Below are 18,714 nucleotides of genomic sequence, written 5' to 3'. Positions count from 1 at the left end.
GGTTCGTGCCTCGCTCAGTCGGGGAGCCGAGGAATGAAGACCGTGTGGCCGCCCTCGTCGGCGGGCGGCTTCCCGGTTTGCGGCGCGCCAGGCATCGGCTGCGTCGCCTCCGGCACGGCACCGGCACCGGCCGACGGTGCACCGTAGACCCCACCGGTGGCGGGTCGCGGCGACGGCACCGCCCCCCAACCCGGGGCTGGAGGCTGCTGGCCGTACACCTGACCTGGGCGACCGGGCGCGGCCGGGAGCCCACCACCGGCCCGGTAGGTGGTGCCCCCGGGGTTGCCCGGCAGCGCGTCCGGCGACTCGTCCGACGGCTTGCGGTCCTGCCGGGAGCGACGCAACAGCAGCACGACGAGCAGCAGACCGACAGCCACCATCACGATGCCGAAGAACATCACCGGTGACCCTCCGCCGGACGACTGCGCGGCAGCCGGCTTGGTGTCGGGCGCGCTGGACACCAGGGCTGCCGGGTTCACCGCCTCGTCGACCGTCGCGACCTCGCTGGGAGTCGGGGTGGGCGATGCCGTCTTCGACGGCGTCGGCGACGGGGTCACCCGCGCACCGGTCACCCGGGCCGCGTCGCTGTGGCTACCCAACGTCTGCCCCTCGGCGCTGAGGCCGACGCCGGTCACGACGAGCCGACCCCCGGGGGCGCCCGCGGCGATCGCCACCCGGTACCGCACCGTGATCCCCTTGCCCTTGCACAGCCTCGGCTTCGCGGGCGACGTCTGCGCTGTCTGCACCGTCCCACTGGCGCCCGACACGCCCACCGGAAGCCAGCGCCCGTCCGCGGCGACCTCGACGGTCACCTGGTCCGGCTGAAGACCTTCGAGACGCAGACCCAACGCGGTACGCAGCAGAACGCACCCGTCGGTGCGCTTGCGTACCGCGACGTTCACCCCCTGCGGGGAACCACCGGCGGCGAAGCTGCTGGCCGCACCGACCCGGACCACGTCGCTGTCGGCGGACGCCGGCGACGCGCCGAGCAGCACCAGGCCGCCCACCAGAGCGCAGACCGCCGCGAGTCGCGTCGTGCGTCGACGCACCGTCATGATCACCTCGCCGTTCTCCCCGGGTGGGGTCCGCGGGACAGGCTACTACCGGCCCATCAGGGCCACCGGTCATAGAGCGGCCCGGATGTGCGCGGCGTTACGGTTTACGACCCTGTTTGCGACCCGGCCCGTGGACCTGCGGAGAGGGTCGGCATCGCCGCGGTTCGCCGCAGGTGGAGGGCGCCCGGGCAGGGTCAGTCGACCTGTCGGGCCTGGGCCTCGGCGAGGGCGTCGCGGCTGAGGCGGTCGGCGGTGCGGGTGGTCTCCGGCAGCCGGTAGCGCGGGGTCAACCCGAGCACCTGCGCGGTCGCGTTCTCCAAGCTCATTCGATGCCCGACGCTGACGAAGACCGGCTTCACGCCGTCCTGGGTCCGCAGCACCCGGCCGACGACGTCGCCGCCGTCGCGGAGCGGCGACCAGGCACCCCGCCGGTCGGCCGGCGGGTCCCACGTCCCGACCAGTGGCGTCTTCCCCACCCCGATCGCGGGCAGCCCGGTGACCACCCCGAGGTGACAGGCGAGACCGAACCGACGCGGATGGGCCAGCCCGTGCCCGTCGCAGACCAACAGGTCCGGCACCACGGTCAGACGGTCCAGCGCGGCGAGCAGCGCGGGCAACTCACGGAACGCGAACAACCCCGGCACATAGTCGAACGCGGGCCGTCCCACGCTGACCGCGGAATCAACCACCTCCAACGTCCGGGCGTCCAGCACCGTCACGGCCGCCGCCAGAAGGTCACCACCCTGGGAGTACGCGACATCCAGGCCGGCCACCGTCGCAGGTGCGCTCGGCCCCGGCCCGACCAGGTCGACCAGCGGCCGCAACTCCTCCTGTACGGCCACCGCCTCCGCCACACTGCCCGGCCCCGCCGGCTGGGTGCCGATGCCCGGCCGCGCGCTGCTGTGCCGCCCTGGGCTGATGTCCGGCCCCGCGGCCGCCGGCGGGCGTGATCCACTCGACTTCACGGAAGTGGGGCTATCCCCGAGCGCTGGATGCCCCATGTTCCGGGAAACGGAGTCGATCACGGCCGGTACGGGCCGTCCGCGGCGACGCTGGTGGCACTGCCGTCCGTCGCACCCTGCGCCGGGTCATCACGCTGGTCGCCCTGGGCGGGAGACCCTCCCGGGGCAGCCTCGACGGAGGACTTTCGACCTCTCAACAGGTCGAGGCCGACCGCGAAGGCAAGGCTGAAGGCGACGCCGAACGCCACCCCACCCTTCGCGCCGAACACGGGGATGCCGATCGCCAAACCGATCGCTATGCCAACCGGCCACGCCCAGAGAGTGGACCAGGTGCTCTTCGAGCCGGATCTCACCATGCGTCGATCTTATTCGGACAGACCAACGTCCACGCCCACCCTGCCCGCTGACCGCGCCACCGGAGACCGCCGATCAGGTCAGGCCCAACTCGTTGCGGGCCGCCTCGATTCACCGGCCGACCCCGTGGGCACCACTGCCGGCCGCGAGCCCCGGCCGCCTCGTCAAGTAACTCACGGGCGGCTTCCCGATCCCCGTCGCCAGATACGCCAGGATGTCCGGGGCCTCGCCCAAGCCTTCAGCGTGGACCGAGTCCCGATCAACAGTCGTAGTGAAGATCGCCGTGCGTCGGCCTCAACGGTCAGCTCCGGCACCGCTTTCGAAGATGGCGCGTAGCTCGCCTTCGGCGGGCAACTTCTCGCCGCCGGTGACCGTCTCGGTCACAGCTTCAGCCTCGGCGCGGCTCACGTTCCTGTAGCGATCAAAATTCCGGTAGTCGTCGAGGAAGCGAACAACGAGACCAGGGTCATAAGCCCAGGCGCGAGCGCGATGATCCCAGAGAACGGCTTGTCCGTGCCCCGCGTCCATGACGAAGAGACCCGCCGGCTCTCCTTGCTCATCAGTCCGGTAGATCACGTAGTAGCTCAACAATCTCCCGCTCCAACTCTTCGGCGACGTGCGGTGCTACCGGGAAGTCACGAGACCCTAGCCCAAACTCCCGCACAACCTGCGTAAAGCTTGTCCCGTGCCGACTCAGCCAGCCGCGATACTCACGCCAAGCGTCAGGGTTCTGGCTGATCCATTTCGCGAAAGTGGCGTCCTTCGGGCGGAGACGGAGGTCCAGCCCGGCCGGCAGAACATCCGGCAGGCCACGCTCGCGGTTCGCGACAAGCATCCGCAGAAACGCATGGATCCGCCGATCCGGGCTGTGCGACGGCCGTCGTACGACCTCATACTCTTCGTGGGTTGCCAACCACGCCTCTCGTGATGCCGGGGTGTGCAGCTGCAACTCGATCAGCATCCCGTCGGGCGACCGGAGGGTGCAGTTCAAGCCATAGAAGCGGTTCCCCGGCCGCCAAAAGTTCTTACATGTTGAACTTGGCACTGAGAAACCAGCCTCTACCAGCCCAGCCAGGACCAGTTCAACAGCTTCGGTGTAGTGCTCACCCGACGGCATCTCGAAACAGAATCTCAGGGCGTCGTTGACTTCGGACGCGAACTCGATCACATCGATCTCGGCGAGGCGGGCTTCGTCGAGATACTTCCGTGCCAGAGATTTCAGCCCTTTGACACGAGACCTTCGACCCCGTAGTCGGATCGATTCACCGAGGCCGAGCGTGTCAGCCACACTTCGCCCGACCCGGGCCAGGGCATCCTCGACCTGATCAGCGGCTCCGCGGGCCCGCTCGCGAAGCTCGGTAAGCGCAGCCAACTCCGCGGCCGTGAGCAGATTGAGGTCGGTCGGTTCCTGGTCCGAGTGGCCCGACGTCGCCGCACTGTCACCCACACCCGTTGAGCCAGGGCCGTCCAGGAGGAGGTACATCCGATTGACGTACGGGTCGCCGTAGCCTCCGTTGTCACGCGTCGGCGGGTGGTCCGGGAGGTCCGGCCGCTCGCTGAACCGGCCCCGGGGCAGCCCGCCGAGCGGCATCGGTCGGCCGTCGCCGCCCAGCACCAGCGCGTCGATGCCGACCACGTCGGGGTACAACGGCCGGTCCCGGACCAGCCCGGTCTGCGGGTCTACGTAGAGGACCGTGCCGTTCTGGTTGAGCGCCACCCAGGCGTGCGAACCGCCGTGCGCCCACTCGGTGACCAGGAACGCGTAGCTGCCGTGGCCGCCGAGGAGCAGTTGGTCCCGCAGGTTGCGGTACCCGCGGTCGCCCGCCTGCCGTGCCTGCTCGGCGTACGTGCGCTGGCCGGCCGGGGCGAGGAGTTGCTGGAAGCGCCCTCCGGTGATGTCCTCGACGCGGCCTGGGCCGCCGGCCTCGCCGCGGATGGGTCGACGGATGTCACCGTCCAGGTAGCCGTCGAAGGTGCGGGGAGCGGACACCCGGGGCCGCCCGTGGACCCAGGTCTCGAACAATGACAGCGTGCAGTCCAGGCAGTTGATGCCCCGGGTGGCGTCGGCGGCGGGACCTCCGTCGTTGAGGAGCCGGAACCAACCGCCCCGGCGGGGGTCGGCGGTGCGGGTGATGGTGCCGTCCGGCTCGCGGGGCATCTGCCGTTCCACGTCGACCTGGTGCAGGGCGAGCGGCGGGCGAAGCCCTCCCGGCTGCCCGTACGGCCGGGAGTCGTCGATCGGTGGAGGATTGCCGTCACCGGTGAGCCGGGACGGGCCGGAAGTCTCCACAGCGCCGAGCGCGAGCGCGCCCACGTCCCGGTTGGCGTGTTCGAAGGTGGCGGCGTCGATGTCCACGACCGGCGGTGCCGTGGTGCCGGCCAGCACCGCGTCTGCCAGGTCACGCCATTGGGCGTACGCGCGTGCTTCGTCGTTCGCGGCCCGCTGCCAGCCGTCGGCCCACTGCCGGTGACCTGCCTGGTGCAACTGTCGGGCGTAGGTGGCGTACTCGATTGCCCTGCGATCGTGCTCCGCGGCCCGGGCACGCAGTCGGGTTGCCTCCGCCCGGCGGCGGTTGCGTTCGTAGCCGGTCCGCTGCGACTCGTAGTGGCCCTGGTACCGCCGCCGCTCGGCGGCTTCGGCCTCGGCGGCCCACTGCGCGGCGTAGAAGTCGTCGGTATCGGTTGCCGACACGACCGGGTCGCCGAAGACCAGGTCGACGGGGATCGACGCCCTGCCCCGGGCCGGATGCTCGGGTGCCGGGACCGGTGTGCGCACGGGTGGTGTGGTTGCGCGGGACGGTACGGCGGAACGGCCCGGAGTCGTCCCGACCAGCGGGGCAGCGGTGGCACCCGGCAGCATCGCGCCGGGGGCGGCGGTCGGTGTGGACGCGCCGGTCGACGGAGACCAGGCGACCGGTCCGGCGGTGTGCGGTGGGCTCGTGGGCTGGCCCGGCGGGACACCGGTCGCCGGCTGACCAACCGGCTCGACGGTGCCTACCACGGGAGCGGCCACCGATGACAGCCTCGAATCACCGGTCACCGACGACAGCCTCGGATCGGTCGCCACCGACGAGAGCATCGGATCAGTGGCCACCGGTGGCAGCGTCGGATCGGTTGCCACCTGCGGCAGTTTCGAGCCGGAGTCCATCGAGGACGGCGACGACTCGGCCGGCACCTGCGACGACCGGCTGGCGTCCACCGACGACAACGCCGGATCAGAGGCCGCCGACGACGGCTCCGGATCAGCAACCACGGCCGACAGCACCGAGTCAGCAGCCACCGCGGGCAGCGCCGGATCAGCAGCCACCGCCGGCAGCGCCGGATCAGCAGCCACCGCCGACAGTGTCGGATCAGCAGCCACCGCCGACAGTGTCTGACCGGCCGATACCGGTTGTGTGACGGCCGCGTCCGCAAGGGAAGGTGCGCGCAGCGGACCGTCGACGCGATCTACGCCGGAACTGGCATCCTCCGTCGGTGACGTCGAGACGTGCACGTCGGCGACAGCCGAGGGGTCGGCGCGTAGCGGGGCCACATCGTTCGTCGGTGTGGCCTGCACCGGAACGACCGGAGACATTCCAGCCGCACTCGCCCCGGAGGAAGGGGAGGACCCGAGCGCCGCCACCGACGGCAGTGACGGGCCGACGATTGAGGCCCCGGCGAGGGCGTTGGTCTGTGCGTCGAGCCGGGCGCGTAGCGCGTGGTCGGTCTGGCCGGTAACCGAGCCGGTGGCCCCGGACGCGGCGGCGCGTGCGACGTCCTCCACCGAGGTCAGACCCTGGCCGGTGGCCAGGCTGGCAGCGCTGTCGGCGAGCACCTCGCCGGTCATCTCCCGCCCCAGGTGTTCACCGACTCGGGCCGCTCGCCCCGTCGCGTGCCGGCCGAGCCCGGCGAGCGGCGCGACCGCCCCGCCGGCGAGCCCGCCGACCGCCGACGCGCCGAGGTCGGTCAGGTCCAGGCCGTGCGCCCGCCCGGTGGAGTTTTGGTACGCCTGCGTGGCCAGCGTGACGCCGCTCTCCTCTGCGGCCTCTTCCAGCCCTTCGCGGGCGGCCCGCTTGGCGAGCCCTCGCACCCCGTCCCGGGTGACCTCCTTGGCGGCTCGCTCGCCGGCCTCCCGGAGCCCGTGTTTGAGGGACTTGCTGGCCAGTTGACCCATCAGCCGCTTGATGATCTGTTGGACCAGCAGCCGCGTCGCGCCGATCGCCGCGCCGGCGGCCGGGGTGGCGGCGCCGGCGGTCAGCACCGCCGCTACCGCCACCGAGAGCAGCTCGATGACCAGGATGCCCAGTTCGATCCAGACTTCGAGCTTGGCGCCCTCGATGTCGCACCCGCATTCCTCGACCAGTCGGCCGAGGTCGGCGGCGACCGCGAGCAGCACGGGCAGCGGGGCGTCGGGGTTCTCGGCGATGCCTCGCCAGGCAGCCTCGAATGCGGCGTCGACGGCCCCGACGCCGCCGTAGCCGTTGCGCACCTCGACGGCGGCCGCCGCGGCGTCGGTCTGCGGGCCGGCGAGCACCGACGCGACGTCGTACCACCGGTCGGCGACGTCCCAGACGGCCCGCTCGTCGCCTTCCGGCCACTGCACACCGACCACCCAGTCGAGGGCCTCGTAGATCCAGCCTGGAACGTCCCAGAGTGCGAGGTCCAGTGGGTGCGGAATCGGGCTGGGCAGCACGCTCATCGGGTGTCCCGGGCCGTCAGGGCTGGTCGGTGAGCCGGCCGAAGCGGGCGGCGTTGGCCCCGTCGGTCTGCACGCTCGCGTCGACCGCGCGCACCACGTCGCCACCCAGTTCGGTGAGCCGGTGCCCGACACCCGCCCAGGCCCGCATGACGGTCTGCTCGATCTCGCGGTAGTTGCGCTCGAACGCGGCGCCGATGTCGTCGCGGCCCCACGGTCTCGCACCACTGGCGGTCTCGATCGCACCACCCTCGGCCGCTCGGCGGGCCGTCACCGCCTCACCGGCGAGCCTCAGGTCGGCGCCACCCCGACGCGCCCGGGACGGATCGAGCCAGAGCTGACCGTCGGTCATTCCTTCACCTCACGCCTGCCGAGCACCGCGTCGGCTCGACCGAGGAGAGCCGCGTAGTCGCCGGTGCGGAGGAAGTCCACCGAGCCGGAGCCGGCCGGCATGCTCTCGGCGACGAGGTCGCGGGTGGCCTCGACCGCGGCGGTCGCGGCGGCCCGGACCGTTTCGGTGATTTTTCGGCCGAGTGCCCCCGCGTCGCGCTCGCGGTAGACGGTCGACGCCAGCTCCACCTGGACCAACTCGCCGCGGGCGCCCACTGTCGCGGTGACCTGACCGTCGGCCGACCGTCGGGTCACCCGAAGCTCGGCGAGCCGTGTCTGCAGGTTGTCCAAACCGGACCTGAGCTGCTGGTATTGCCCGTACACGTCGTCGAATCGGGCTCGTAGCTCGCGGTTGGTGTGCCGGTCCACCTGTTCGCTCACCGCCGCTCCTCCCGTCACCGTCGGTAGAACCGCACCATACCGGCTGCCATCGATCCGTGTAGTCCGGTAGTTTCAGAGCGTGATCGACCGCCAGCAGGCCGAACAGCTCGCCGCCACCTGGGCCCGCCGCGACTCGCGGCGCCTGGGCCACGAGTGCACAGCGATGGTGGACGAGTTCGACCTCGGCTACGTCGTCACGTCGGTCGTGGCCACCGAGGTGCGGACGGTCCCCGGGGACCTGCCGACGACGGTGATCGACAAGCAGACCGGCACGGTGACCACCTGGCCGCGGGTGCCGAGCGACGTGGTGGCGGAGTTGTACCGGCGCAGCCAGCCGTCCGGCCCGACCGCTCCCCGCACCGTCGATCCGTCGAGCCTGCTGGTCCGGCAGATCCACCGAGTGGCCACCCCGAACACGGCCGCGCACCTGACCATCGACGGGCGGATCTGGACGGCGGAGGGCGCGAAGGGCGACGTCCCGCTGAATCATCACCCGCTGGTCCGCAGCTATTTGGACGAGCTGCCTCCGGGCGATCTGGTCCGGGGCGGGGAGGCTCACGCCGAGCTGATCGTCGTCTCCGACGTGCTGCACGAGTACGACCACCGCCGGGCCGCCGAAGGCATCGCGCCGATGGGCCGGGCCGAGGCGGCGGCGCTGTTGGAGGGCGCCCGGTTCGAGATCTTCCGCATCCGGGAGCCCGGCGATCCGGCTGGTGGCCCCGCCGAACTGCCCTGCGAATCGTGCATCACCTTCCTGATCAGGGCCAACGTCCTGCCGGAGTCGGCCCGGGCGTACACCGAGACCTGGCGTGCTCCGGCGGCGACCGATCCCGACCCTGGTCGCTTCCCGGCGGAGGTCGCCAACGCGCTGGTCGCGGCCGGCTGGCGACCGCACATCGGGGACCAGATCATGGCCGCCGCAGCCGTGCGGGACGTGACAGCGGTGTCGGGGGCGACCCACCAGCACACTGTCTTTCCGGCGGCAGTGGAGGCGCTGACCGCGTTTCCCAGCCTGGTCGGTGCCCGGCGCGGCCGGGGCGAACAGGTGTGGATCTCACGGTTCGACATCCGGCCACACATGATCGCGCACACCGCCGACACGCTCGCGGACTTCGGCGCGGTGCTCGGCGTACGCCTCTTCCCGATCGGCACCGAGCAGCAGGACAGCATCCTGGCCGTCGACGAGCGGGGGCGGGTCTTCGCGCTCGACCAGGCCGGCGAGTGGTTCCTCGGCGACACCATCGACGCCGCACTGACCACTCTGCTGCTCGGGCGTGCCCCGGCTCGCGTCCGCGACGACGGCACCTGGCAGGCGGACTAGGGCGGGGCCCGGTGCACGGGGCCCCGCCTCCGAGATCAGCGAAGCACCTCGACCGTGTTGCGCCGCACCAGGTTCTTGCCCGGCTCGCGGATCTGCTCCATCGCGGCCGAGTTGAGCAGCACGCAACTGCCCGACGGGCCGGTCACCGTCACGGTGGTCGCCCGGTTGTTGTCCAGGTTGGTCACCCGCAGCCGGGTACCCACCGGGAACTGTCCGCTGGTGGCCCCCGGTCCGGCGGCCTCCTCGAAGAAGGTGATCGCACCCGAGCACGCCGACCGGGGTGCCGGGCCGGACGCGGCGGGCGATGCGGCACCGGGGCGTACCGTTCCGGGCGCCGGCGCGGCGGCCGGCGGCGCGGCACCGTCGAGGCGCTCCACCACGTTGCGGCGGATGACGTTCTTCCCGGGCTCCCGGACCAGCTCCATGGCGGCGGCGTTGAGCAGCACGCAACTGCCCGACGGGCCTGTCACCGTCACCGTGGCCGCCCGGTTGTTGTCCAGGTTCGTCACCCGCAGCCGGGTACCCACCGGGAAGCGGTCGCTGGTCGCCGCAGGCGCCCCGCCCTCCGCGGAGAAGGTGACCGAGCCGGAGCAGACGGACGACCGTGTCGGGGAGGTGTCGGCGAACCCCAGGTTGGTACCGACCGCCACACCCGCTGCGGCGAGCACCGCCACGCTCGCCGCCAGCACGTGCTTGCGCTGCACCCTCATCGCCGTCACTCCCGTCCTCGGTGTTTCCGTCACCGCCTGGTACGGACGGGGCGGGCCTACCGTTCAGCCGGCACGGGAATCGATCTGGCCACGGTCAGGTCCACCGGCCCGTACCGGGTGCGTGGCGCCCCGGTGATCAGCGCCCAGTAACGGTCCCCGTACGACCAGTGCCACCACTCGGTCGGGTAGTTCACCATCCCGGCGCCGCCGAGGGCGTCCACCATGATCTGGCGGTTTCGGCGGGCGGTCGCGCTGATGGTGGGCGCGTCGGTGAAGCAGGCGTCGGCGCTGTCCTCCGGGGTGGCGTCGATGGCCGTGCCCAGGTCCAGTTCCACGCCGTCGTCGGTGCACAGTGTCAGGTCGACGGCCCCGCCCGTGCTGTGCGGGGCCACCTCGACCGGTGAGACGAACTTGGTGGTCTCGTGGTGCAGCCGCTCCGGGGACCAGTCCGGGTGCCGGCGACGCAGTTCGTCGCGGTAACCGGTGAAGATCCTCAGCTGCGACCGGTACGGCCGGTAACCCTCGACCACCAGCAGACGCAGCCCGGCGGGCAGGGCACGCTGCGCGGCCAGCAGTCGGTCCACGACATCGGCGCGCAGCCGGGCGTACGCCCCGGCGGGGTCGGCTGCGCGGCCGTCCAGGCGCAACTCGGGCAGCGCCCGTAGGTCGAGCAGCGGGTCGCCGTCGTCGGAGCTGGGTACGGCGGCCACCCGGGGATCGGAGAGCAGGATCATCGGACGCTCCCCGCCGTCGTGACGGGCCGCCCGGCGTGCCGTACGCGGGCCAGCTCGACGAGTCGGTCCACCACCTCCCGGTACCCGACACCGACAGCGGCCCACACCTTCGGATACATCGAGTGCGCGGTGAAACCAGGCATGGTGTTCAGTTCGTTGACGTACACCGAACCGGTCGTCTCGTCGTAGAAGAAGTCGACACGGGCCAGACCCCATCCACCGATCGCGGCGAACGCGCGCAGTGACAGGTCACGGATCCACTCGGTCACGTCGTCCGGCAGGACGGCGGGAACGATCATCGGGTCGGCGTCGCCGAAGTACTTCTGCTGGTAGTCGAACCAGCCCCCGGCGACCCGCACCTCACCGACCGCCGACGCTTCGGGACGCGCGCCGCCGAGCACCGCGCACTCCAGCTCACGACCGGTGACTCCCTGCTCGACGATGACGAGCTGGTCGTGGCGGAGCGCCTCCTCCACGGCGGCGGCCAGGTCGTCGCCCTCGTCGACCCGGGTGATGCCGATCGAGGAACCCATGTTGGCCGGTTTGACGAAGAGTGGCCGGCACAGCCCGGCGACCAGGTCCTCCGGGTCGTCGGCGGCCTGGTAGGTGTGCGAGTCGAAGGCGACGTACGGGGTGACCGGGATGCCCTCGGCGCGCAGCGCCCGCTTCATCGCCACCTTGTTCATGCCCACCGCGGAGGCGAGGATGCCGCACCCGACGTACGGAACGTTCAGCGACTCCAACAGCCCCTGCACCACACCGTCCTCGCCGAACGGCCCGTGCAGCACCGGAAAGACCACGTCCAGCTCGGCGTGCACGGCACCGGGTGCGTTGCCGGCGGCCACCTGCACGACTCCCGGGCACGGACCACTCCGGAGCTCGACGGCCGGGCCGGTCACCACCAGTTTGTCGTCGATGGCCCGTTCCCCGGCCGGCCGGTCGCGCAACTCGGCCAGCACCGAGTCGGGCATCAAACGGAACCCGCCGCTACTGGTGACGCCGATGGCGACAGTGCGGTAACCGCTGCCGGCGAGCGCCCGGGCCACCCCGAGCGCGGACGCGCAGGACACGTCGTGCTCGGCCGACGGACCACCGAACAGGATGCCGATCCGAATGGGCGCGCTCACGCCGCCACCCCTTCCGCCGCCGTCACGGCGATGGGCCGCTGGACCACCAACCGCGCCAGGAGCGACGCCTCGACGTTCCCGCCGGTCAGCACCACGCCGACCGTCCGTCGCCGGCCGAAACCCACGCCGGCGTCGCCGGAGAGCCGGAGCGCACCGGCCAGGCCGGCCGCACCGGACGGCTCGGCGAGCACCCTGAACTCCATCAGGATCAGCCGGAACGCCGCGCTGATCTCGTCGTCGTCGACAGAGACGACCCCGCGCAGCGCGTCGCGCACGATGGCGAACGGCAGCTCGCCCACGCAGGACGGCCGCAGCCCGTCCGCGATGGTGGGCGCCGGCGCGACCGGGACGCGTACACCGGCCGCCAGGCTGCGGGCGAGCGAGTCACAACCCACGGGCTCCACGCCGTACACCTCGATGCCCCTGCCGGCCGCGGCCAGGCACGCGCCGGCCACCCCACCACCACCACCGACGGGTACGACGAGCGCGTCGAGCGGTGTGCCCGCGCACTCGGCTTCCTCGATCAGTTCCAGGCTGGCCGTGCCCTGCCCGGCGATGACGTCCGGGTGGTCGTACGCGTCGACGACGGGGTGACCGCTCTCGTCGCTGAGCCCGTTGGCCGCCGCCACCCGTTCCTCGACGTCGGTGCCGGCGAGCACCACACGTGCCCCCGCCGCACGGGCCCGGTCGACCTTCGTCGGTGCCGCGTCGACCGGCAGCACCACTGTCGCCGCGAGCCCGTGCTCCCGGGCCGCCAACGCCACAGCTATCGCGTGGTTGCCGGTGCTCTGTGCGATCACACCGGTGTGGCCGGCCGCGGCGAGCCGGCCGACGGCCCGCAGCGCGCCCCGCATCTTGTACGAGCCGCCGTTCTGGAGGTTCTCCGCCTTCAGCAGGATTCGCGCCCCGGCCAGATCGTCGATCACCGAGGACCGCAGCACGGGAGTGCGGACCACCCGACCGGCCAGCCAGGAGGCGGCCTCCTCGACATCGACCCGGACCTGGCCAACGGTGCGTGACATCGTTTCTCCTTTCGGGCACGCCGCAGGTGGGGTCCAGCGGTACGCGGACCCCGGCGGTGTGGTGGAAGCGTTAGTGCGGGTTGGGTAGTCGGACGTCGACTCTCAGGCCGCCGTGCTCGGCGGGCCGGGCCGCGATGATGCCGTCGTGCGCCTGGGTGATCGAGCGGGCGATGGCCAGGCCCAGGCCGGCGCCCCCGCCCTGCGAGGTGCGGTCCCGGGCCAGCCGGCGGAACGGCTCGAAGAGACCGGCCACCGCTTCGGCCGGCACGGGCTGACCGGTGTTGACCACGGACAGCGCGGGTTCGCCGCTCACCGTGACGGTGAGCGAGCCGCCGCGCCGGTTGTACTTGATCCCGTTCTCCACCAGGTTGGTGACCAGGCGCTCCAGCAGCACCCGTTCGCCGACGACGACCCGGGGCGCGAGGTAGGTGTCGATGGTGACGTCGGCCTCTCGGGCACGGTCCTGGTAACCGGCGAGCACCGCCTCGACGATCGTGTCGAGCCGCTGCGGTATCCGCGACCGCAGGCCCTGGTCGCTCTCGCTGAGCGCGAGCAGACCTTCGATCAGCCGCTCGTTGCGCTCGTTGGTCTCCAGCAGCTGGCTGGTCAGCAACTCCAACTGCTCGCCGCTGAGCGCTTGGGCCATGCCGACCTCGATGAGCGTCCGCTGCACGGCGAGGGGCGTACGCAACTCGTGCGACGCGTTGGCGGCGAACCGCCGCTGCCCGTCGTACCCGGCGGAGATGCGTTCCATCATCGCGTCGATCGCCCGGGACAGCTGGGCCAGCTCGTCGTGCCCCCGCGGTCGGATCCGGTGACCGAGGTTCTGCGGGCCGAGATGCTCGATGGGGCCGGTCAGGTCACGGACGGGACGCAGGCACCACACCGCGCCGAGCCAGACCCCCACGAGCGCGGCCACCGTCACGAGCAGGACGGCCACCAGCGGCAGCACGAACGCTCCCGGGCGCACGTCCGCGCAGACCGTGTACAGCCCGGGTATCGGCAGATCGCAGAACTGCTGCCCCCAGGTCCAGGTCATCCCCGTCAGCAACTTGCCCGCTGTCGGTAGCGCAGGCCCGGCCAGCAGGGCCAGCAGACCCACGAGCAACACCCGACGTCGGGGCGTCCAGGTCACGCCGCCCCACCGATGCGGTAGCCGGCCTTCGGAACCGTGTGGATGATCGCCGGGTCGCCGAGCTTCTTGCGCAGAGTCATGACGGTGACCCGTACCGCGTTGGTGAACGGGTCGGCGAACTCGTCCCAGGCCTGTTCCAGCAACTCTTCGGCGCTGACGACCTGGCCGTCCGCGCGCAGCAGCACGTGCAGCACCGCGAACTCCTTCGGGCTGAGCGCGAGCGGGCGGCCGTCCCGGGCGGCCGTGTGCCGACCCACATCGAGCACCAGGCCCTCCTGGGCGAGCACCGGCGGCAGCGCCGGCGTGGACCGGCGGCCGAGGGCCTGTACCCGGGCGACCAGTTCGGCGAAGGCGAACGGCTTGGTGAGGTAGTCGTCCGCCCCGAGGCCGAGACCCTCCACGCGGTCCCGGATGCCGGCCGCCGCGGTCAGCAGCAGCACCCGCGTGCCGACCTGGGCGTCGGTGATGCTGCGGCACACCTCGTCACCGGTGTGCCCGGGCATGTCCCGGTCCAGCACCGCGACGTCGTACCGGTTCACCCCGATCCGCTCCAACGCACCGTCACCGTCGTAGCAGACGTCCACGGCCATCGACAGGCGGCGCAGCCCTTGGGCCACCGTGTCCGCCAACAACCGCTCGTCGTCCGCCACCAGCACCCGCACGTCGTCCGCTCCCCCGAGTTCCGCTTACCCGGCATACCGTTGCAGGCCCGGGTTAAGGGTTCTGTAAGCACCCGCCGACAGCCATCGTCCACGGCATTGCCCCAGGGACAAGTCATCGTGACCTGCGGGGCCGTCGGATTCGTGCCCGTACCGGGCCGCCTGTGCCGGTAGTCCCGAACGACCGGGCGGTTGATGATCGGGAGTGAGCTGCGTCACCGAGAATCGCGGGGCGTGCAGCCTGATGAGCGATATACCTCTGGGTCATATTTATGACTCAGAGGTATACCGCCTCCTGTCATGGCCTCCCGCTGGGAGGTGACGCCGCGTGAGAACGGACCGCCAGGCAACCCAGTCTCGGGCCGCCACACGGGTCAGTCGCAGCCGTAGCCGTCCTTGTCGTTGTCGAGGCGGTAGATGTCCTTGCCGATGACCTTGACAGGACCACGAACGTAACCGGGCCCGTCGCCGGTGCCGGGAAGACAGTCGACGTCGCTGGCGATCGGGACACAGCCGCTGTAGTTCGGGTCGCAGTTCGACGACTGCGGCTTCTTGGTGCCGACGGCGACGACCTGGGTCACCGGCTGCTTCGTCACCGTGGACTTGACCAGCTTCTTGGACGTCCGCACCCCGTTCGTGGTGGTCACTTCGTACGTCAGGGTTCGTACCCCGTTGACGCCCTTGGTCCGCACGACCCGCTTGCCCTCGGCCAGGGACGCGTCCTTGACGGTCTTCTCGGCGTACCGGACGGTGGCCTGCTCCGTCTCGGTCGTCACCTTCACGACCGGCACCGTCGCGGCAGCCGACGGGGTCGGCGAGGCCGTTGCCGGGGGCGCGACGGCGTCCGGAGCGGCAGTCGGCGTCGCGACCGGCTCGGTGACCCGGGCGGGAGACTCCTCGGTCGGGTCGGCGGGCGCCGCCACGATGGGCTGCTGCGCCTGCTCGGCGGCCGTGCCGGTCTTGGTCGGCTCCGGCTCGCCGGCCAGCGCGCCGATGATGGCGGTGCCGGTGCAGCAGAGCAGCAGGATCGACAGGGTCACCGAGCCGAGGATCACGGCGGTTCGGCGGGCAGGGCTGGCCCGACGGAACCAGTTCGGGCGGGGCGCCTGACCGAACGGCAACGGGTACGGCGGACCCGGGTTCTGTGGTGGTTGCATCGTCACGGCGATGAGTGTCGTCGCAAACACCGTCCGCAATATCATCCGTCGCGCTCGTCACCTGCGCCGTTCGCTTCGCACCGATGATCCGTGGGCGCTTTCCCGGACGACGAGACGTCACCTGCGGCAACCCTCCAGGCCGGTCGGCCAGGGCCGATCGTGCGGCCGCATGTGCCAACAAGCTTCGCAAATCGGCGCCCGCCGCGCCCTCACACGCTCGACAGTCGACGGACAGCCGGGATGGTGTCGAGATGCCGTCAGCAGGGGGTCAGGGCGACGTCGGCGTCCGAGCGACCCGCGACGCCCGCGGGCCGCGCAGCGACGTGAGCCCCACCAGCAGCAGCGCGATCGCGAACATCGCGGTGCCGATGACGTTGACCTGTGGTGGGATGCCCCGCTGGGCAGCGCCCCACACGTACATCGGGAAGGTGACCGTGGTGCCCGCGTTGAAGTTCGTGACGATGAAGTCGTCGAAGCTCAGCGAAAAGGCCAACAGCGCGGCGGCCACGATGCCGGGCAGCACCAGCGGCAGGGTGATCCGCCGGAAGGTCTGCCACTCGCTGGCGTAGAGGTCCATCGCCGCCTCCTCCAGCCGCCGGTCCATCCCGGCCAGCCGCGCCTTCACGGTGACCACCACGAACGACACGCAGAACACGACGTGCGAGATCACGACGGTCCAGAAGCCCTGTGGCACTCCGGCGGACACGAACAGCGCCAGGAGCGACGTGCCCATCACCAACTCCGGGGTGGCCAACGACAGGAAGACCAGCACGTTGACCCCGGCCCGACCTCGGAAGCGGTGGCGGACCAGCGCGAACGCCATCAGAGTACCGAGCACCGTGGCGACGACAGTGGCGAGGAACCCGATCTGCACGCTGCGGACCACCGCGTCGCACATCTCCGAGGTGGCACACGGCCGACGCCAGTTGTCCACAGTGAACTCGTCGAAGTCGTAGGACAGCCGGTTCGACGGGCGGTTGAACGAGAGCGCCGCGACCACCAGGTTCGGCAGCGCCAGGTAACCGAGCACCAGCAGCGCCACGATCAGCACCCAACGGTCAGCCAGCCACCGTGCGATCCTCACCGCACCTCCTCCCGGCCTACCCTGCGGAGATATCCGACAACCACGGCGAGGATCGCCGCCATCAGGAGGACCGACAGTGCGGCGCCCTGCGGATAGTCCAGCCGGACCAGGAACGCCGAGTCGACGACGTTGCCGATCATGTACTCGTTCGGGGTGCCGAGCAGCTCCGCATTGATGTAGTCGCCGCTGGCCGGAATGAAGAACAACAGCGTCCCGGCGACCAGACCGGGCATGGACAGCGGCAGCGTCACCCGACGGAACGCCTGCGCCGGGCTCGCGTACAGGTCGCCGGCCGCCTCCAGCATTCGGGGATCCAACCGCTCCAGGCTCGCGTACAGCGGCAGCACCAAAAACGGCAGAAAGGTGTACGTCAGCCCGAGCACCACCGCGAACGGGGTCGCCAGCAGCCGTCCGTCCGGTGCGAGCAGGTGCGCGTCACGCAGCAGGCCGACGAGCGTCCCGTTGTCCGACAGGATCGTCTTCCAGGCCAGCGTGCGGACCAGGAAGCTGGTGAACATCGGTGCGACCACGCACACCAGCAGCAGGTTCCTCCACCGGCCGGCCTTCACCGCTATCGCGTACGCCAGCGGGTAGCCCAGTAGCAACGCCAGCACCAGGGCCAACCCGGCGTAACCGAATGAGCGGAGGAACTGCGGCCAGTAGGCCTGCACCACGTCCGAGTAGTTGCCGAAAGCCCAGGTCATCGCGTACCCGGTGGTGAGCGAGCCGTTGGGGTCGTAGAGGCTGGCCGCCGCGAGCTGCGCCAGCGGCACAGCGAAGAACACCAGCAGCCAGGCCACGCCGGGCAGCAACAGGAGGTACGGCAGGAGTCGCCGCCGCGTCAGCCGGGTCACGACGACGCGGGCAGCAGGAACGCGTGCCGTGGATCCCAGTGCGCCACCGCCGCCCCGCCGACCGCCACCCGCGTCGACGTTCCGCTGTTCGCCACGAACACCGACAGCTCGGCGCCCCAGCCGGTACGCAACAGGTACTGCGTGCTGACCCCCACGTAGGAGGCGTCCGTGACCACCCCGGCGACGTGCTGATGCCCCACGGGCACCTGGGCGGCGGAGCCGACCAGTTGCAGTTTCTCCGGGCGTACCCCCAGCTGGACCGGCCCGTGGTCGGCCCGTGAGCGGCCGACGGGCACCGAGAAGCGCGCGCCGTGCGCCGTCACCGCGACGTCGCCGCCGCTGACGCCGGTGGCCTCGCCGGCGAGCAGGTTGGACTGGCCCAGGAAGTTCGCGACGAACGCGGTGGCGGGGAACTCGTAGAGGTCGGCGGGTGCGCCGAGCTGCTCGATCCGGCCGGCGTTCATCACCGCGACCGTGTCCGCCATGGTCATGGCCTCCTCCTGGTCGTGGGTGACGTGCACGAAGGTGATGCCGACCTCGGTCTGGATGCGCTTCAGCTCGATCTGCATCTGCCGCCGCAGCTTGAGGTCGAGCGCGCCCAGCGGCTCGTCCAGGAGCAGCACCTGCGGCCGGTTGACGAGCGCACGGACCAGCGCGACCCGTTGCTGCTGACCGCCGGACAGCTCGGCGGGACGGCGGCTGCCGTAACCGTCGAGCTGCACCAGCGACAGCATCCGGTTGACCTCGACATCCACCGGGCGGATGCCGCGCCGACGCAGCCCGAAGGCCACGTTCTCGAAGACGTCGAGGTGCGGGAAGAGCGCGTAGCTCTGGAAGACGGTGTTGACCGGTCGCTGGTGCGGCCGTAGCCGGCCGATGTCCCGGTCGCCGAGCAGCACCCGGCCGCTGGTCGGCTCCTCCAGACCGGCGATCATCCGGAGGGTGGTGGTCTTGCCGCAGCCGGAGGGGCCGAGCAGCGCGAAGAAGGAGCCCTGGGCAATCGTCAGGTCGAGGGCGTCGGCAACGGTACGGGTACCGAACCGCTTGGTCAGGTCGGCCAGGCGCAGGTCGCCAGCCGGTGTCTCCCGCGCCAT

Annotated in this window: 18 protein-coding genes; 1 reads left to right on the top strand and 17 read right to left on the bottom strand. The window is 71.2% G+C overall.

Annotated features, from left to right (window positions below; all coding sequences use genetic code 11):
- Nucleotides 1-14: 14 nt before the first annotated feature.
- The 7 genes from O7631_RS09980 to O7631_RS09950 all read right to left on the bottom strand — a co-directional run bounded on the left by O7631_RS09980 (nucleotide 15) and on the right by O7631_RS09950 (nucleotide 7,817).
- The gene (locus O7631_RS09980) at nucleotides 15-1,055 is read right to left on the bottom strand and encodes a hypothetical protein (protein ID WP_278143985.1); all 1,041 of its coding nucleotides are present in this window, start codon (nucleotides 1,053-1,055) and stop codon (nucleotides 15-17) included.
- A 194-nt stretch (nucleotides 1,056-1,249) separates the two neighbouring features.
- Nucleotides 1,250-1,939, bottom strand: a complete 690-nt coding sequence (nfi, locus tag O7631_RS09975; protein ID WP_278147902.1) for a deoxyribonuclease V — start codon at nucleotides 1,937-1,939, stop codon at nucleotides 1,250-1,252.
- Nucleotides 1,940-2,076: 137 nt separating this feature from the next.
- On the bottom strand, nucleotides 2,077-2,373 hold the full coding sequence (locus O7631_RS09970; protein WP_278143984.1) for a hypothetical protein: 297 nt from the start codon (nucleotides 2,371-2,373) through the stop codon (nucleotides 2,077-2,079).
- Between the two features lie 292 nt (nucleotides 2,374-2,665).
- Nucleotides 2,666-2,959 (bottom strand): hypothetical protein, encoded by a 294-nt coding sequence (locus O7631_RS09965; protein WP_278143983.1) that lies wholly within the window; start codon nucleotides 2,957-2,959, stop codon nucleotides 2,666-2,668.
- The gene (locus O7631_RS09960) at nucleotides 2,931-7,049 is read right to left on the bottom strand and encodes a toxin glutamine deamidase domain-containing protein (RefSeq protein WP_278143982.1); all 4,119 of its coding nucleotides are present in this window, start codon (nucleotides 7,047-7,049) and stop codon (nucleotides 2,931-2,933) included. The genes O7631_RS09965 and O7631_RS09960 overlap by 29 nt, the downstream gene beginning before the upstream one ends.
- Before the next feature lie 16 nt (nucleotides 7,050-7,065).
- Entirely contained in the window at nucleotides 7,066-7,398 is a 333-nt protein-coding gene (locus tag O7631_RS09955; RefSeq protein WP_278143981.1) for a hypothetical protein, read from the bottom strand.
- Nucleotides 7,395-7,817, bottom strand: coding sequence for a YbaB/EbfC family nucleoid-associated protein (locus O7631_RS09950; RefSeq protein WP_278143980.1), 423 nt, complete (start codon nucleotides 7,815-7,817; stop codon nucleotides 7,395-7,397). The genes O7631_RS09955 and O7631_RS09950 overlap by 4 nt, the downstream gene beginning before the upstream one ends.
- Nucleotides 7,818-7,896: 79 nt before the next feature.
- Here O7631_RS09950 and O7631_RS09945 point away from each other — a divergent pair, with 79 nt between their 5' ends.
- Complete coding sequence (locus O7631_RS09945) at nucleotides 7,897-9,138, top strand: SUKH-3 domain-containing protein (RefSeq protein WP_278143979.1); 1,242 nt, start codon at nucleotides 7,897-7,899, stop codon at nucleotides 9,136-9,138.
- A gap of 35 nt (nucleotides 9,139-9,173) precedes the next feature.
- On the opposite strand, the gene O7631_RS09940 is transcribed toward O7631_RS09945, so the two are convergent.
- The 10 genes from O7631_RS09940 to O7631_RS09895 form a co-directional block, all read right to left on the bottom strand.
- Nucleotides 9,174-9,848, bottom strand: a complete 675-nt coding sequence (locus tag O7631_RS09940; RefSeq protein ID WP_278143978.1) for a hypothetical protein — start codon at nucleotides 9,846-9,848, stop codon at nucleotides 9,174-9,176.
- A gap of 56 nt (nucleotides 9,849-9,904) precedes the next feature.
- Entirely contained in the window at nucleotides 9,905-10,582 is a 678-nt protein-coding gene (locus O7631_RS09935) for a M15 family metallopeptidase (protein ID WP_278143977.1), read from the bottom strand.
- A complete protein-coding gene (locus O7631_RS09930) occupies nucleotides 10,579-11,709 on the bottom strand; it encodes a D-alanine--D-alanine ligase family protein (RefSeq protein ID WP_278143976.1) in 1,131 nt (376 codons plus the stop codon). The genes O7631_RS09935 and O7631_RS09930 overlap by 4 nt, the downstream gene beginning before the upstream one ends.
- Entirely contained in the window at nucleotides 11,706-12,731 is a 1,026-nt protein-coding gene (locus O7631_RS09925) for a pyridoxal-phosphate dependent enzyme (RefSeq protein ID WP_278143975.1), read from the bottom strand. Before O7631_RS09925 ends, O7631_RS09930 begins: the two co-directional genes overlap by 4 nt.
- 70 nt (nucleotides 12,732-12,801) lie before the next feature.
- A complete protein-coding gene (locus O7631_RS09920) occupies nucleotides 12,802-13,866 on the bottom strand; it encodes a HAMP domain-containing sensor histidine kinase (RefSeq protein ID WP_278143974.1) in 1,065 nt (354 codons plus the stop codon).
- The gene (locus O7631_RS09915) at nucleotides 13,863-14,528 is read right to left on the bottom strand and encodes a response regulator transcription factor (protein ID WP_278143973.1); all 666 of its coding nucleotides are present in this window, start codon (nucleotides 14,526-14,528) and stop codon (nucleotides 13,863-13,865) included. The genes O7631_RS09920 and O7631_RS09915 overlap by 4 nt, the downstream gene beginning before the upstream one ends.
- A 371-nt stretch (nucleotides 14,529-14,899) precedes the next feature.
- Nucleotides 14,900-15,682, bottom strand: coding sequence for a G5 domain-containing protein (locus O7631_RS09910; RefSeq protein WP_278147901.1), 783 nt, complete (start codon nucleotides 15,680-15,682; stop codon nucleotides 14,900-14,902).
- A gap of 268 nt (nucleotides 15,683-15,950) precedes the next feature.
- Nucleotides 15,951-16,766, bottom strand: coding sequence for an ABC transporter permease (locus tag O7631_RS09905; protein WP_278143972.1), 816 nt, complete (start codon nucleotides 16,764-16,766; stop codon nucleotides 15,951-15,953).
- Nucleotides 16,763-17,620 (bottom strand): ABC transporter permease, encoded by an 858-nt coding sequence (locus O7631_RS09900; RefSeq protein WP_278143971.1) that lies wholly within the window; start codon nucleotides 17,618-17,620, stop codon nucleotides 16,763-16,765. The genes O7631_RS09905 and O7631_RS09900 overlap by 4 nt, the downstream gene beginning before the upstream one ends.
- On the bottom strand, nucleotides 17,617-18,714 hold the full coding sequence (locus tag O7631_RS09895; RefSeq protein ID WP_278143970.1) for an ABC transporter ATP-binding protein: 1,098 nt from the start codon (nucleotides 18,712-18,714) through the stop codon (nucleotides 17,617-17,619). The genes O7631_RS09900 and O7631_RS09895 overlap by 4 nt, the downstream gene beginning before the upstream one ends.

Source organism: Micromonospora sp. WMMD967 (assembly GCF_029626165.1).
Lineage (GTDB): Bacteria > Actinomycetota > Actinomycetes > Mycobacteriales > Micromonosporaceae > Micromonospora > Micromonospora taraxaci.
The sequence above is the reverse complement of the archived record's forward strand: the minus strand, read 5'-3'. Positions and strand labels throughout refer to the sequence as shown.